The 16194-nt window shown below is 64.3% G+C and carries 8 protein-coding genes; 4 read left to right on the top strand and 4 right to left on the bottom strand.

Features of this window, described 5'->3' with window-relative positions; all coding sequences use genetic code 11:
* Positions 1-48: 48 nt before the first annotated feature.
* The 4 genes from E6A21_RS05650 to E6A21_RS05635 form a co-directional block, all read right to left on the bottom strand.
* Positions 49-1008 carry a carbohydrate ABC transporter permease gene (locus E6A21_RS05650; protein ID WP_138443175.1) on the bottom strand — a complete coding sequence of 320 codons (960 nt, stop codon included), beginning with the start codon at positions 1006-1008 and terminating at the stop codon, positions 49-51.
* A gap of 19 nt (positions 1009-1027) precedes the next feature.
* Positions 1028-2257, bottom strand: a complete 1230-nt coding sequence (locus E6A21_RS05645; protein ID WP_138443174.1) for a sugar ABC transporter substrate-binding protein — start codon at positions 2255-2257, stop codon at positions 1028-1030.
* A gap of 93 nt (positions 2258-2350) precedes the next feature.
* Positions 2351-3373: a LacI family DNA-binding transcriptional regulator gene (locus tag E6A21_RS05640; RefSeq protein ID WP_138443173.1), complete on the bottom strand. Its 1023-nt coding sequence runs from the start codon at positions 3371-3373 to the stop codon at positions 2351-2353.
* 351 nt (positions 3374-3724) lie between these two features.
* Positions 3725-4249 carry a PASTA domain-containing protein gene (locus E6A21_RS05635; protein WP_212745877.1) on the bottom strand — a complete coding sequence of 175 codons (525 nt, stop codon included), beginning with the start codon at positions 4247-4249 and terminating at the stop codon, positions 3725-3727.
* A 770-nt stretch (positions 4250-5019) separates the two neighbouring features.
* On the opposite strand from E6A21_RS05635, the gene E6A21_RS05630 reads away from it, so the two are divergent.
* Genes E6A21_RS05630 through drmB form a run of 4 tightly spaced genes read left to right on the top strand, consistent with a single transcriptional unit; the run spans position 5020 to position 16184 of the window.
* A complete protein-coding gene (locus tag E6A21_RS05630; RefSeq protein WP_212745876.1) occupies positions 5020-9702 on the top strand; it encodes a DEAD/DEAH box helicase in 4683 nt (1560 codons plus the stop codon).
* On the top strand, positions 9681-11210 hold the full coding sequence (locus E6A21_RS05625) for a nuclease-related domain-containing DEAD/DEAH box helicase (RefSeq protein ID WP_212745875.1): 1530 nt from the start codon (positions 9681-9683) through the stop codon (positions 11208-11210). Before E6A21_RS05630 ends, E6A21_RS05625 begins: the two co-directional genes overlap by 22 nt.
* Positions 11207-14389 carry a helicase-related protein gene (locus tag E6A21_RS05620; RefSeq protein ID WP_212745874.1) on the top strand — a complete coding sequence of 1061 codons (3183 nt, stop codon included), beginning with the start codon at positions 11207-11209 and terminating at the stop codon, positions 14387-14389. Before E6A21_RS05625 ends, E6A21_RS05620 begins: the two co-directional genes overlap by 4 nt.
* Entirely contained in the window at positions 14370-16184 is a 1815-nt protein-coding gene (drmB, locus tag E6A21_RS05615; RefSeq protein WP_138443170.1) for a DUF1998 domain-containing protein, read from the top strand. The genes E6A21_RS05620 and drmB overlap by 20 nt, the downstream gene beginning before the upstream one ends.
* Positions 16185-16194: the final 10 nt, after the last annotated feature.

Raw genomic sequence — 16194 nt, 5'->3', positions numbered from 1 at the left:
GGGCGAATCCTCGCCGGCCGGATCGAGACGGTGGACATTTCCCTCCTTTCAGTCTTCGACGCTCCGCCGGCTCGCCCGCAGGTAGACCAGGGCGAACACGAGCGAAATGAGCACGAGGATATTGCCGAGCGCCGAGCCCTCGCCGAAGCGGAATTGCTGGAAGGACAGCGCGTACGATTCGGTCGCGATGGTCTGGCTCGCGTTGGCCGGCCCTCCCCCGGTCAGGGCGAGGATGATGTCGAGGACCTTGAGCGTGTAGACCACGCCGAGGACCAGGACCACGTTCACGACGGGCCGGAGCATGGGCCACGTGACGTACCGGAACGCGCGCCAGCCGGTCGCGCCGTCGAGCGCCGCCGCCTCGTAGAGCTCGTCCGCGATGTCCTGGAGGCCGCCGTAGAGGATGGTGACGTTGAACGGAATGCCGATCCAGATGTTCACGCCGACCACCGCGATGAGCGCGAGCGACGTGCTCGTGAGCCACGGGACCCCCGTCGGCACGACGTGGATCGCCTCGAGGAAGCGGTTGAGTGCGCCGGAGTCCTTGTCGAGGATCCACTTCCACACCGCGCCCGAGGCGATGAGCGGGAGGAGCCACGGGAGCAGGAGCAGCGAGCGCAGCACCCCGCTCAGCGGGAAGCGCTTCCGGAAGAACACCGCGAGCGCGAGGCCGATCACGAACTGGCCCACGATCGAGCCCGCTGTGAACAGCGCGGTGTTGAGCGCCGCCGTCGTGAAGATCGACGAGCCGAGGACCTTCGCGTAGTTCGCGAAGCCGACCCATGGTGCCTCGCCCGTGTAGAACGTCGCCGTCCCGTAGTCCTGGAAGCTCATCACGAGGTTCTTCACCACGGGGTAGCCGAAGAACAGGATGAGGTACGCCGCCGCGGGGAGCAGGAACGCCCACTGGTACAGGGTCTCCCGGCGTCGCCTTCCGCCGCGCAGGCTCCCCGGCCCAGCCAGAGGCTGGGGCCGGGTCGCCGCGCGGGTGGTGGTCGTCGTCGTCATTCGCTCAGCCTCTGCCTGCTCAGCCGTTGTTCTGCGCCTGCTGGAGCGCGTCGCTCGGCGACGCCTTGCCCGTCAGCGCGGTCTGGATGGCGGTGTAGATCTTGGTCGCGGCCTTGGGCCAGTCGGCGCCGAGCTCACCGGTCCGGGCGCGGGCCGTCTTGATGAGGTTCGTGAAGACGGCGAGCTTGGGGTTGTCCGAGGCGAACTGCGCCGCGAGCGTCGTCTTGGCAGGGACGGTGTTGCGCTGCTTGGCCATCGAGAGCTGCATCTGGTCGCTGTTCATGCAGGAGACGATCTCCGCGGCCTTGGCCTGCTTCGCCTTGTTGCCCGTCTGCGGGACGGTCCACGTCTCGCCGCCGAGCGGCGCGATCTCGGTCTGGCCCGCCGTCTTCACGGGGAGCTGCACGACGCCGTAGTTGAGCGCGGCCTGCTTGTCGAGGGTCGGGATCTGCCACGGGCCGTTTACCATCATGGCGGCCTTGCCGGCGACGAACTGGTCCTTCACGTCCGCCTGGGTCCAGTTGAGGACCGACGACGACGCCGAACCGGACTTCACGAGGTCGGTCCAGAGCTGGAGTGCTTCGGCGGTCTGGGGTGTGGCGATGTTCTTCTCGTCGCCGCCGTTGCTCCACATGAACGGCAGGAACTGCCACGAGCCCTCGTAGGTCGCGTTGGCGTCGAAGGCGACGCCGTACTGGCCGCCCGAGGTGAGCTTGGCGGCGTCGGCCTTGAGCTCGTCCCACGTCGTGGGCGGCTGGACGCCAGCCTTGGCGAGGAGGTCCTTGTTGTAGAAGAGGGCGATCGTGTTGACCGTCGGGGCGAGGCCGTAGACCTTCCCGTTGTACGTGCCGGCCTGGAGCACGCCCTGCGCGAAGCCGTCGGTGCTGATGTTGAAGTCGCTCAGCGGGGCGAGGGCGCCGGTCGCGGCGATCTGCTGGAGGTCGGGGTTGTCGAGCATGAGGACGTCCGGGAGCGTCTTCGATGACGCCTGCTGGAGGACCTTCTGGATGAGCGACGATCCCGGGACGGTCTGGCGGTCGAGCGTGACGCCCGACTTCTGCGCGCACTGGTTGAGGGCGTCGCCGATGAAGCTCTTGTCCGGCTCGTTGTTGTAGTAGTCGAGCACGGAGATAGTGCTGGCCGACCCGCTCGACGTGGTCGAGGCGCCGCCGCAGCCGGCGAGGACCGCCGGGAGCGCGAGGGCCGCGAGGGCGAGGCCGCTGCGGGTGATGAGGGAGGTTCGCTTCATCGGTACTCCTCTTTCTCTTTCTCTCTCGGTTTGTCGATGCGTATCGACGATGCGCATCGATTGCTGCTGGATTTGCTGTGGAGCTGTTTTCCGTCAGCGCTTGCTGTGCGGACGGACGGTGCTCTTCCGGTGCCTGAACACGGGCCGGATGAGCTCCAGGGCCTCATGAGGCCTGGACATGGGATCGGTGAGGTCACGGACGATCATGTGGACGACTCGGCGCGAGACCTCGTCGGGTTCGAAGCCGATGGTGGTCAGCGGGATGCGCTGCCGCTCGGCATCGCTGTCGGATGAGTTGACGACGACGGAGACGTCCTTCCCGAGGACGAGGCCGAGGTTGTTGAGGGCCTCGACGACGAGGTCCTGGTTGGCGGCTTCGGGCGCGATGAAGGCGGGGATTCCCCTGCTCTGCTCGAGGGCCTTCGCGACGGCCTTCTCCATACCGGCGACCGTGATGCGGCCCGGCGCGTGGATGATCTTCGTTCCCGTTGCTGCGGCGGCCTTGTCGACGCCGCGATGGAACCGCTTCACGTAGTTCACGTGGCGGCGGATGACTTCGTCCTGCCAGTCCACGAGGGTGATGGTCTCGTGGCCCAGCTTCGCGAGCTCCTCGATGCACATCTGGCCAGCGAGCTCGAAGTCGGCGTCGATGCACTCGAGGCCGTCGTGCTTCTCGGGGATGCCGATGAGGACGCTCGGGACGGGAAGGTTGCGGATGACGGGGACGCGGGCGTCGTCGCCTTCGACCTGCATGATGATGAGCCCGTCGACGAGCTGTTGGCCTACCACGCGCTCGAGGCCTTGTGGGCCTTCGTCATCGGTGACGAGGAGGATGTCGTAGTCGCTCTGCCGTGCCGTGGCGGCGATGACGGAGATGAACTCCATGATGCTGCCCATGTGCAGGTCGGGGACGAACGGGATCGCGAGGCCGATGACCTGGGTGCGCCGGCTGGCCAGGGCCCTCGCGCCGGCGTTCGGCTGGAACGCGAGCTGCGCCATGGCGTCCTCGACGCGCTTGCGGGTCTTCTCGGAGATGGGGCGGCGGCCGCTCATGACGTACGAGACGGTGCTCTGCGAGACTCCCGCCAGGCGGGCCACGTCTTTGCTGGTTGGCATCGCCGTCACCTCCTCGTGCTCTCGTCGAACCGTATCGTCGATGCGTATCGAGGGCGAGTATGGCATGGGTCACAAGAGGAGGGCAAGGGGGATCAGCGGGCCAAGGCTTTGTCGGTCGTGCGAATGAAGGCACTAAATCCAACTGGGCGTGTGTTTCTAAAGCTCGCCAAGGATCGCTGCGCGGCCCCCTCCATGCCTTCTGACGCCCCGTTACGCCTTCTGTCGCCCCATTTAAAGCGGCAGGTTGGAAGCCACGCCTCAGCAGCTTGTATCCACGTGGGACAAATTCCGAAGGAACTACGTCTCATCTCACCGGCCGGCTGCTGAGAGGGCGCAACAGGCCCGACACAGTTAGCGGATGCCACCGTGCCCGTGGCAGGCACCCTGCCGGGTAGTCCCCGGCCACGCATACCCGTCCTTGCAGACAATGCCGCTTCCGACGTAGGGGAGCTGCGGAGTGGTATCGGGGTCAACGTTGGCACTTCCACCGCTAGATCCAGCACCGATGCCAACATCTGTCCCGGCATCTACCCCTGCACCGACTTGGGCGGTCGCCAAAGGTGTCGGCATCGGCGTCGGCGTCGGCATCGGCGTCGGCGAAGGCGTCGGCGAAGGCGTCGGCGAAGGCGTCGGCGAAGGATAGGGCGCGTCGGTGTTGTGCCTAACGCCGAGAGCGATGGTCGAAGACTTCGGTGCAGCACTGCCTGCTACAGGGCCTTGGGAAATTACGTCCCAATTGGCCTTGACGATGATCATCTTGCCTTCGACCGCGTCAGAGGCGGCCACCTTGAAACCCAGCCCTTCGAGTTCCTTCTGTGCCTTATCCAGCGTCTTGCCCACCTCATCGGGAACAGTGACACTTGTGACCGTCGCCACAGGGGACGGACTCGCAGATTTTCCCGCCGCGGCCGCGGCCTTACTCGAGCACCCTGTGAGGAGCAGCGCAGCAAGGACAAAAAGCGCAAGTGGCTTCTTCAACAATTACCCCCATACAAGCAGCGCCGCGCTCGAGCGTGGACGACGAATCGGCTGGAACAGACGGGCGTAGACTGCACACCGCTGCTCACAGGAAATATACAGCTTTCTGGATCGCGAACTTCTTGAGCGACACGCATTGATTCGCGGAGGGAGGATGCCCAGATTGTTGAAGGCCATGACGACGAGTCCTGGCTGGCAACCTCGAAGGGATGACGGCTCGCCGCGCTTGTGGGTCTTCTCGGACCCGGAGAGCCAGCCGCTCATCACGTACGAGCCGGTGCTCTACGAGACTCCCTCCGAACGGGCCACGTCCTTGCTGGTCGGCATCGGTCTCCTCCTCGTGTGCATCGGACTGCATCGTCCATCCGTGTCGAGGCGTAGGGCATGGGGTAACCGAGGCCTGCAAGGTTCAACATCGGGATCCGCGTAAACCTCCGTGAGGGAACCGTGCATCCAGTCGTACTCCCGATGGCGAGTACTCCGCTCTTGCATTAATTTGCGCGCTCCAACACGCCGCCAAGGAGGGAAACACGCCCCTGAGGCATCTGTCCAGATGACCAAGAGGGTCGATAGTCTCCGTCATAGATGTATCTTGAGACAGCGTGGGGGGACAATTCATGTCGGAGTTGACACAGGCGTGGGGGGCTGACCCTGCTCTTGTCCGGGAGGTGGAAGAGCAGTTCGACCGCGCTATCGCGTCGTATGAAGCGAACCCGAATCTTATTGGGGAGCATGCGAATCTCGAGGAGTCTATTCGCGTCGGCGGTTACGCGAACCGCACGCTGCTGGAGCTGGTGCAGAATGCGGCTGATGCGATGGCGGGTGCATCGTCTTGGGCAGGCTCCGACGTCGGTCGAGTCGAGATCGTGCTGGACCCGCAATCCCGTACCTTGTACTGCGCGAACTCGGGCCGTCCGTTCTCGAAGAAAGGTCTGACCTCCATCGCGCATGCCTATCTCAGTGGGAAGCGCGGGGACGAGATCGGCCGGTTCGGACTCGGCTTCAAGTCGGTCCTCGCTGTCACCGACTGCCCGCAGGTTCTGAGTCGGTCGGTCTCTTTCGAGTTCAATTCGGACAGGGCAAAGGAGGCTATCCGCAGCGTTGGAGTGGCTGGACGCCGGCTCCCCATCCTGCGTACGGCGACACTGCTCGATCCTGAGAAGCTACTCGACGAGGATTCGATTCTTCGCGAGCTTGCGGGATGGGCCACGACAATTGTCAGGCTCCCGGAGCTCTCAAGCGTTGACCGGTTGCGCAGAGAGATGGAGGCATTCTCATCTGAGTTCCTTCTGTTTGTCGGCGCGGTCAGGGAGGTTCATCTCCGAGTTCTGGGCGACGGCGAGCTGGACACGCACCATGTCTCGCGCAATCTCGGAAATGGGCTGTTTCGGATCGAGCGTCCAGATGGGACCGGGGATGAGTGGATCGTTGGGGAGCGAATGCACACTCCGTCCTCGGCTGCACGGCGTGAGGTAGGCGAAGCCGTCTCCCGTGACCAGGTAAAAGTTACAGTCGCCATTCCGGCACGCTACGCCAGACAGCGTGTCGGAAAGTTCTGGTCGTACTTCCCCCTTCAGGACGAGACTTCGGCCTCAGGGCTGTTCAATGCGCCCTGGAGCGTCAACGACGACCGTACGACCCTGCTGCGCAATGACTACAACCGGGAGATCCTCGCAACGCTGGCCGAGGTGTTCGTCGACCTGCTCCCGGGTGTCAGCAGCCCTGGAGATCCTGCTGCTCACCTCGATTACCTCCCTGCGCGTGGTCAAGAGGTGCGCTCGTTTGGCGACACGGTTCTGTGTGCCCTTGTTCCGAGGCTGGCCGTGAACACGCCGCTGATCCCCAACGGTGAAGGTGAGCTCAGCGCAGCGGCGGAGCTGCTGCCCCTAGACTTCGCGGCGCAGGCCGAGTACCAAGTCGAGGAAAGCGTTCACCACGCCTGGATCAAGTCCCCCAACACCGAGAGAAATGTCCCCCACTGGCGGTGCTACAGCTCTTCCCAGCGTTTCCTGCGTCTCCGCCAGCTCTTCGCAGTAAGTGCGAACAGGGAGATCCTCGAGGAAGATAGCCGCGACATGAAGCGGGCTCTCGAGGCCATCCCGAAGCGCGGAATCCTTTCGTGGCTGCGTGAGTGGGCCGATGGCGAGGACGTCACGTCATCGGCAGATGCACTCAAGTTCGTGATGAACCACCGCAACAAATCCGAGATGCAGCAGGCAAGGGTCATCCCGACCAGTGACGGACTCAAGTCCCTGCACGACGCGAACTTCGTCTTCCTTGAGCAGGCGGACGATCTCGAGGTCGAGGGGGCTGTCTTCGTTAATCCGGAATTCCTTGCGAGTCCGGACACTGAGAAACTGCTACGGGAAGCTGGCTTCCGTGACCTCGGTCCGGTGGCGATCCTTCATGCGCGGATCGCGCAGCTGACCGCCACCGATTTGGAGCTCCAGAGCCGTTTCTGGGATGCCGTGCTCGACGTGAGCCAGCGCGAGGCTGCCGAGGTGATCCGGGCCCACCCCCATTCCGCTGTCCTCGTTCCTACGCGTGATGGTGGCTGGGCGTGGCCGCAGCAGGTGGTCGATCTTGACGAGTCACTCCCAGACGCGGACGGCGGCGTCCTGCTCGATCGTCACCGCTGTATGCCGGCGGTGGCGCATTTGCTCGGGGTGATCGAGGCGCCGAGGCCGGATTTCTCATTCGAGGATGAGCTTGCCGCCGACGAGTACCGCGATTGGGTGCTAGCTGAAGTCAACTCGCACCTGACGCCCGGCGATAGGCCCGTCGAAGCCGTTTCCCTGTATCCGAGCAAGAGCTCATCTCCGGGTCCCTTCTCGATTCTGCTCATGCTTCGAGACGCCAAGGCCTCGGAAGCGACGCGGGAGGCCTGGACGCGGGGGCTCCTGGAGTTCGGCGACGCACCTTGGGACTGCGAAGACTCCTCGACGGGCGTCACTTACCGCGTCAAGTCACCCGTCCGTTGGGCAGTGGAACAGGCCGGACTACTCAGTACCAGTCAAGGCTATCGACAGCTTGACCAGGTCGTCGCCCCATCGCTGGTGCAGTACCGCGACTTTCTTCCGCTATTCACCGGCCCGAGGAGCATCGTCGATACCCTCGACATGCCGGATTCGCTCGATCGGATTCCGCGCGAGGTGCTGCGCGACGCATTCTCCGTCGAGATCCTGCCGCCGAACATCAGCGACGCGTTCCTGGTGGACTTCATCCTTGCAGCGACCCCGCTTGCCTATCCGCAAGGCCAGCCGCCGAAAGTTCCTGCGCGTGTGGGCCGAGTCCTTGAGGCACAGTCGACGAAGAATGTCTACGTCGCCGTTACAGACGAGCAGCGGGACTATCTCGCCCAGCATCAGCGTGCATATCTCCGGGCAACCGAGGACGAGGCGAAGGAACTGGTAGAGCGCGTCGGGTGCCTGCGGTTCGAGGATAGCTTCGCCTTCTCAATCCTCATCGACGGCCAGCAGGAATCGGAGCGAGTCCTTGACGTGTTCACGGGGCTGCGCTCGGTCGCCCAAGCGCCCGCCCTGACGGCAGCGACAATCGCTCGTGCCGCCTCAATCACCAAACGGGTTACCACCAAAGACGGCGTAGAAGATCAGTCCCGCGAGTGGCAACGAGACGGGGCAGCACTGATCGTCAGCAACTCTGTCGACCTGCATCGAACCCTTGCCATCGTCAGCGAAGCGTTCGATATGGGCTTTTCCAAGTCCGATATCGAACGAGTCCTGCAGACAGGTCTCAGCTACCAGCTCGAACAACTGCGCCAGGAAGCCATCGCAGCACAGTCTGACGCTGATCGTCTCAGCGTCTACTTTGGCGATGACGACCTGCGTGATGCCCTCCCAAAGGGACTCTGGCAGGGCCTTCAGGCACAGGGGCCGGTCACGGCCTCTACGTCTGTCGCCGAGCTGTTTCTCACCGTCTACGGCAAGGACTCCCTCAAGCTGCTATCGGAATCGTTCAGGCGGCTGGGGTTCAGCGATGTGCCGGGCCAATGGGCCGGTGGGGCTGCGACCATCTCCTGGCTGCGCCGGATGGGGTTCGGCGCGGAATACGCAGGACAGCGCGCCCAGCATCAGGATCCGGAGTTCATCGTTCCCGGCGCCACCATCCTCAGCCCCTTGCACGACTACCAAGCCGACATTAGCCGCCAAATGCGCGAGGTGCTGGTCGAAATGGGCGCCGACGGACGACGCGCGAAGGCGATGGTGGAGCTGCCCACAGGCGCAGGCAAGACTCGGGTGGCCACCCAGACAGTGCTCCAGCTGTTCATCGACGGACTGCTTCGCGGCGCCGTGCTGTGGATCGCCCAGTCACAGGAGCTGTGCGAGCAGGCAGTGCAGACCTTCAGCGAAGTCTGGCGCGGACTCGGCGACGAGCGACCACTGACCGTCGGGCGTCTCTGGGAGAACAATGAAGTGCATCAGCCCGACACAGACTTCAGCGTCATCGTGGCCACGGACGCCAAGCTGGAGGCAATCCTCGCCAACGCCGAGTACGAGTGGCTGAGCGCAGCCAGCGCGGTTTTCGTCGACGAGGGCCACGTGGCGGGCACTTCAACCCGTTACACCCGGCTCCTCTCGTGGCTCGGCGTCGACGGCCGCAACTGGCAGCGGCCCTTGGTCGGACTCTCCGCGACACCCTTCAAGGGGAAATCGGTGCAGGCAACAGACGCCCTGGCGGCCCGCTTCGGGCGTCGCAAGCTCTCTGCGTTCGAGGAGAACCCGTATGCGGAACTGGTTTCCCGGGGAGTGCTGGCACGCGTAAAGCATGAGGTGCTCCAAGGAGTCGAGGTCAGCATGACTCCGTCAGAGCGGGCGCAGGCCGAGAAACAGCGCAGGATCGACGCGGCCGTGCTCGACCGCGTCGCAACGAACCACGCCCGCACGCGAATCCTGGTGGACAGCATCCTCAGGCTTGATCCTGACTGGCCGGTTCTGGTGTTTACGCCGAACGTCCTCTCGGCCCAGGTCCTCGCAGCGACCCTGCGCTACCGGGGCATCGAGGCCAGTTCCGTCAGCGGACAGACTGGACGCCAGGAGCGACGGGACGTCATCGATTCCTTCAAGTCCGGGCGGACCAAGGTCTTGGCCAACTGCGATCTGCTGATCCAAGGCTTCGACGCCCCCGGGGTACGGGCTCTTTACATCGCGCGCCCGACCTTCAGCCCGAACGCCTACATCCAGATGGCCGGGCGTGGTCTGCGGGGGCCAGCGAACGGCGGCAAGGAGGAGTGCCTGATCGTTGACATGGCCGACAACTTCGGCAGCTCGGACATCAACAACCTGCTCGGCTTCCGAGAGTATGAGGAGCTGTGGCAGGAGCAGCGGTCGTGATTCTGTGCCCAGACCTCCCCGACATCGAGAAGTCGGCCCAGAGTGATGCCGAGCGTGCCGTTGCACGGCTCCTCGCGACGATCCCAGACGCAGATGCCGTTGCCTTCCACTCGGTGAAGGTCCGTTCCCATGCGTACAAGCAGATGGCGGAGGCGGACTTCGTCATCCTGTGGAAAGGCGTGGTCATCGTCGTTGAGGTGAAGGGTGGCGGAGTGATGAAGCATGAGGGCGTCTGGTACACGGTCGACCGGAACCGGGACACGCACAAGCTGCCATCTTCACCGATGGAACAGGCAAGGTCAGCCATGTTCGCACTTCGGACCATCCTCAGAGAGGAGGGCGTCGGCTGGTTTGCAAGCGAGGCCATTGTGATCACGCCTAGTATCGACGCTCCGCCTTCGTCGCCCGAGTGGAAGTCCAGCCACTGGCTTGCTGCCGCATCAATGACATCTGCAGGCCTCGCCGCCTCTATCAGCACCGTGGCCCAGGGCGCCCAGAAGCCATCGAAGACCGAGCGATTCGCCACCGCTCGCGAACTACGCTCCCGGCTCTTCGGAGAATTCTCGCGGATGCCGATCATCGATGCACAACGCGGCGCCATCCTCGACGAACAGAACCGCGCCACCGACGGCCAGGCCCGCGTACTCGCCGGCCTGGCCCGCAATCCGCGCATCATGGTCCGCGGAGGCGCCGGCACCGGAAAGTCGCTCGTGCTGGCCGAGGCAGCCAAGCAGGAAGCTGGCGCAGGACGAACGGTGCTTATCACCTTCCGATCACCCCGTCTGCGCGAGTTCTTTCGGCCCAGGGTCGCTGGCCGCAGCATCGACGTAATCGCATTCGAGGACCTGCAAGTGGACCAGCCATACGATGTCCTGCTCGTCGACGAGGCACAGGACCTCATGTCCGCCGAGGCGATGGACATCCTCGATGGACTCGTTGTCGGCGGCATGAACGCAGGTCGCTGGCGGATGTTCGTCGATCCGAACAACCAGGCCCATGTCGACGGCCGATTCGACGAGGAGGTCTTTGAACTCGTCGAAGCCGAAGCATTCACCTACGACCTCAGCCTCAACGTGCGCAACACGAAGGCGATCGTGCACATGGTGCAGGAATATCTGGGGGCAGACGTCGGCGACCCCGGTATCGTGAACGGAGAACGCGTCCAATGGCAGTGGAGCGACAAGGAAGCAGGTGTTTCCGAGGCGCTCAGCGTCGCCAAGCGGTTCGTCTCCGAGGGCGTGCGTACCCAGGACATCTGGATCGTCCCCGTGGCCTCAGAGCAGAGTGTCGATGAAATCCACGACGGAGTCCGGGTCCTGAGCCCGAGAAATGCTAAGGGTCTCGAGGCTGACCACGTGATCGTCTGCGGTCTTCCGCCGGAATTCGACGACCGCTCCCTCGCGGCCTTCTATGTCGCCGTGACAAGGGCCCGGGTCTCGCTCCACATCGTCGCAGACAACGCCGACAAGAAGCAACTCCTGACTCTGGCTCGGAAGACGGGAAGATGACGATGACGCTCACACCATCCCAGCAGGCTGCTCTCGAGCACCTCCGAGCCGCCTACATCGGACCCGAACAGGGCGAGAACGAGACGCTCATCAACCGCCCCTCGCTCCAATACGCCGTGGGCATGCTGTTCCCCCAGAACGATGCCGCGGCAACGCACGCCGACTCCCCAGCCGAGGACCCGGAGTCGCCCGACTTCATCGCGGCCGACGTCGAGGTGGGCGAGCTCGAGGAGGAAGACGCTGCGCCGCCCCTTGCCGAAGACTGGAGGCCGTCCTCGGCCGCGATCTCCTTCGTGACCGACTCTCCGTCAGTCGTGTGCGAGTTCAACGCTGGCACCTACACGCCGGTCGTCGACGACGGGCCGCCGCGCTGGAGCCGCGCAGGCCATTCCATGAGGGACATCGAGCTGAGCCACGACTCGCCGCACCGACAGCTGAAGCTCGGTGAGGTACCGGTCGAGATCGGATCGCGGTGGAGACCCTACCGCTCGTCCTTCCTGGTCACAGTGCACGTCCGCGTCCGGAGCGAGTCGACCGGAGACGATCGGGACGACATAGCCCGGATGATCTTCCAGGTCGGACTCTCGGTGCGACCGGCAGAAGGGGCACGTTTCCTCGAATACGACATGACGCGCTCGATCGATGTCGACCCGGAATCGCGGGAGCTTCGGCTCCGTTATCGAGACCGCAAGGTCTACGCCGTCGGGCACGGGATGGCCGCTGGCTGGGACAGCAGCGGCGGAGGCGAGTGCAGACGGGTCTACCTCGATCCGGTGCCGGCATTCGTGGTGCCAGCGATCGAGACGACCGGCCTGGCCGAGGGATCGGCTGCCTCACGAGCGCTCGACCTTGCGTTTCTCGCCTCCATTGAAGACGCCGCGGGCGACGTCGTGCCCGCACTCGAGTCCTTCGTCGACGGCTACGAGGCCTGGGCGAAGCTTCAAGAGAGCACGGCAAAATCCCTCGGCGAAGACGCCCAGAACATCGCCTCCCGATCGCTGGAGGCCGCCGAACGCATGCGAGCCGGCGTCCACCTCCTTTCATCGGATGAGCACGGTCAGCTCAAGAGGGCATTCGCGCTCGGAATGACCGCGATGCGCCTTCAGATGCGTCAGGCCGCGTTGGGCCGGCAAGAGGCCGATGCGGAGCCCGCCTGGCGGCCGTTTCAGCTCGGATTCGTCCTCACCGCACTGTCCTCCACCGTGAGTGAATTGGATCCGGCGCGGGAGCTCGTCGATCTCATCTGGTTCCCGACCGGAGGGGGCAAGACGGAGGCGTACCTGGGCCTTGCCGCGATCGAGATCTTCCGCAGACGACTTGCCCACGGAACCGCCGGAGGCGGGACCGCCGTGATCACCAGGTACACGCTCCGCCTCCTCACTTCTCAGCAGTTCCAGCGCGCCGCATCCCTCGTGTGCGCCATGGAGCTGCTGCGCGCAGAAGATCCTCGAGTGAAGGGCATGGCCCCATTCACGATCGGACTCTGGGTCGGCAACGAGGCCACCCCGGGCACCCGCGCTGATGCGAAACACGCGCTGGAACGGCTGTACAAGGCCCGCAGCCCCCAGGACGCCAACGAGTTTCAGGTGACCGAGTGCCCATGGTGCCTAACAGAGCTGGTTCCCCGGCACCGGGACACGCGCAGCGCCTACGGCGCTCAACTCGTCGGGAACGACGTCATCTTCACGTGCACCAACAACCGTTGCGAGTTCTCCCGACGCGAGCTCCCGATGTCGGTGGTGGACGAGGTCCTTTACGATGCACCGCCGACGATCCTGCTCGCAACGGTCGACAAATTCGCCCGTCTCCAGTTCAACCAGCGGGCTGGGAGGCTCCTCGGCATCGACACGATCTTCAAGCAGCCGTCGCTGATCATCCAGGACGAGCTGCACCTGCTCTCGGGCCCGCTCGGCACCACAGTCGCAGTCTTCGATGCGGTCATCCAACTGCTGCTGAGACGGTCCGGGACGCAGCCAAAGATCGTCGCGTCCACTGCGACGATCCGAGCCTCCGAGGACCAGGTTCGGGGCCTGTACGGACGAAAGGTGGCCCTGTACCCGCCAGCCGGGCTGGACGGAGACACGACCTTCTTCTCGCGTCCAGTCGAAAGTGGAGAAGGACGTCTCTACATCGGTCTCATGCCGCAGAGCGTGTCGCAGGCATCAGCACTCGTCGCGGCGACGGCGCCGCTGCTCGAGATTCCCCACACTGTAGCGGCATGCCCCGGGGTCGATCACCGTCTGGACCCTTATTGGACCCTCGTTATGTACCACAACAGCCTTCGCGAGCTTGGGCGCAGCGGAGCGCTGCTGCTCGACGACATCGACGCGAGATTGGAGGCACGCGCCGATCGTCTCGGCCTAGTTCAACGGCCGCTGCGAGCCGAAGCGATACTCGAGCTGACGAGCCGCCGCGGCCCCGAAGAACTTCCCAAGGATCTGCGAGCCCTTCGCGCCAGCGCCGACCAATCGGACCTGGCCATCGACGCCGTGCTGTCCTCGAACATGCTCTCAGTCGGAATCGACGTGCAGCGTCTCGCCCTGATGCTCATGGTCGGCCAGCCGAAGACGACAGCCGAATACATCCAGGCCACCAGCCGGGTCGGCCGCGGTAAGGTCAAGGGAGTCATCGTCACCCTGTTCCGTTCCAACCGCGCCCGCGACCGATCACACTTCGAGACATTCCGCAGCTATCACGACGCGCTGTACCGCAGCGTAGAACCGACGAGCGTTACGCCTTGGTCCCTGTCCTCCCGGGACCGCTCCCTCGCTGGCGCACTAGTCGCTCTCGTCCGCCACTCGCTTCCTTCGCTCGGCGCGGATGCATCAGCTGGCAGCTTCGACCTGGACAACGGAGGGCTCCGCACGGTGCTCGACCCGCTCATCGGCTCCTTCCTTGCGCTGGTGGCACAGGCCGACAAGCGCGAGGCCGACGAGGTCCGGGATCAGGTGTGGACGCTTCTGCGCGCCTGGGATCGCATGGCCAAGAGAGCGCGCGAAGACGGGGAAGATCTGCGTTACGAGCGGCGCCCCCCATCCGAGAACGCCCTGCTGAAGCGTTTCGGGCAAACCGGCGAGGGCTGGACCGTGGCGGACTCGATGCGGTCCGTCGAACCCAACGTAGCAGTGGAAGTTCAGGAGCCACTGCAGGAGGTGGACCGTGCAGAAGATCCGGCATGACCTTCGGCTCTCGGAGACGATCTCACCATTCGGCGTCGGTGCGATAGTCGATGTCAGAGGCGAGTCCCTGATAGCGCCCGACACCTCCTGGTGGGACCGGCGCACTGCCCCCGAGATCCATTGCGAGCGATTGCTTACGAGCCTAGGCGGAGGCCTGCTGCGGCAGCCGCCAGCTCACGCAGGCCGAGCCTCCGAGGCAACAGCAAGCCTCCCCTATTGGCGGTTCCCCGCTTGGCGGTTCTGCGAACGATGCGCCAAGCTGTCGCAAATATCCCGCTCCGAGAAGGGCAAATGGCGTAATGCTTGCGAGTGCGGGGGCGCTCTCGTCCCCATGCGATACGTGGCTGTGTGCGAAGAAGGCAGCCATGTGCAGGACATCCCGTGGTTCAAGTGGGCGCATCGGGGCCACGACGAGGGAGTCACCGAGGAGGTCCGCTTCTGCAGGGCCTACAAAGAGCTCAGGTTTGAGCGATCCAAGAAACACGGCGAAGGCCTGGCGTCGCTTCGGGTCGTATGCGGAAAGTGCAAACGGTCCCGGCCGCTGGTCGAGCTCGTGACAAAGGATGCGCTGCTGCGAGACGGGATCCGGTGCAACGGCCGCCAGCCGTGGGAAAGCGAGGATTCGGTGATTGCACCGTGCGACTCCCACCTCGTGGCGGTCCAGCGAGGCGCCACCGGCAACTACATAGCGACACGCATCTCGGCCTTGGACATCCCTGAAGAGCAGCCAGAATCGCTTCGGCTGGCCCAGCGAATCCGCGAACACGACTACTTCGCTCGATTGGTTGCCGACAACGGGGGGCCGAAGTCCGAGCAGATCGCCGACTGGATAGCCGAAGAGCTGGGAGTGACAGCTGAAGTCGTGCTGGGCGTGGCGAGCTCGGAGGGTGAGGATTCCGACTCGCCAACGCTTGGTCTCAAAGATGGTGAATGGGCCGCCTTCGTCGCAAAGCTTGCCGCTGGCCGTGACCGGACGAACGGCGAGTTTGTCGTCGACGGGTGGACGGGTGCTGGAGTCGACGGTGGGCTGACGAGTCTCCGGGGCGTGCTGTCAGGGATCGGGCAGGTGCGCCGGGTCAGGGAAGTCCGTGCCCTCAAAGGCTTCCAACGACACAGCGCAACGGCGGCATTCATCCCCGCCGATCTGGACCGTGATCCTAAACACCGCCCCGTCTATCCAGCCATCGAGATGTTCGGCGAGGGCGTCTTCCTGCGTTTTGACGAGGAGGCCCTCTCTCGCTGGGAAAGCTTGCCGCCCGTTCGTGCGCGGGCGAACATTCTTGTTCAACGGCGCTCCCAATCAGCGTGGGCGCATCGGCTCGATTTCCCTGAGCCGCGGTTCATTGCACTCCACACGATGGCGCACTTGCTCATCCGACGGCTGGCGTTCGCGAGCGGCTATTCGTCCGCTTCCCTCCAGGAGCGCATCTACGCGAACTCGGACCGAGCCGACAAGACGGCAGGCATTCTCGTCTACACCGCCGCCGGTGACGCCCAAGGGACGCTCGGCGGCCTCGTCCGTCTCGGCGAGCCGAAGCACCTGATACCGCTCCTCGTAACTGCGCTTGACGACGCCGACATCTGCTCGAACGATCCCGTCTGCATCGAAAGCGACCGCCAAGGATCGTCCCAGCTGAACCTTTCTGCCTGCCACGGATGTGCGCTGGTGAGCGAGACATCGTGTGAGACCGGAAATCGGCTACTCGATCGACAACTGGTTCTCGGTGGAAGCAACGTACCTGGTCTCCTCGAGTCGGTGCTCCCCGAAGTCAGACAGAGAGGCGGTGCCGAGTGAGCGATCGTGC

The organism is Sinomonas susongensis (assembly GCF_005877005.1).
Taxonomy (GTDB): domain Bacteria; phylum Actinomycetota; class Actinomycetes; order Actinomycetales; family Micrococcaceae; genus Sinomonas; species Sinomonas susongensis.
This window is presented reverse-complemented; position numbering and strand designations above follow the sequence as displayed.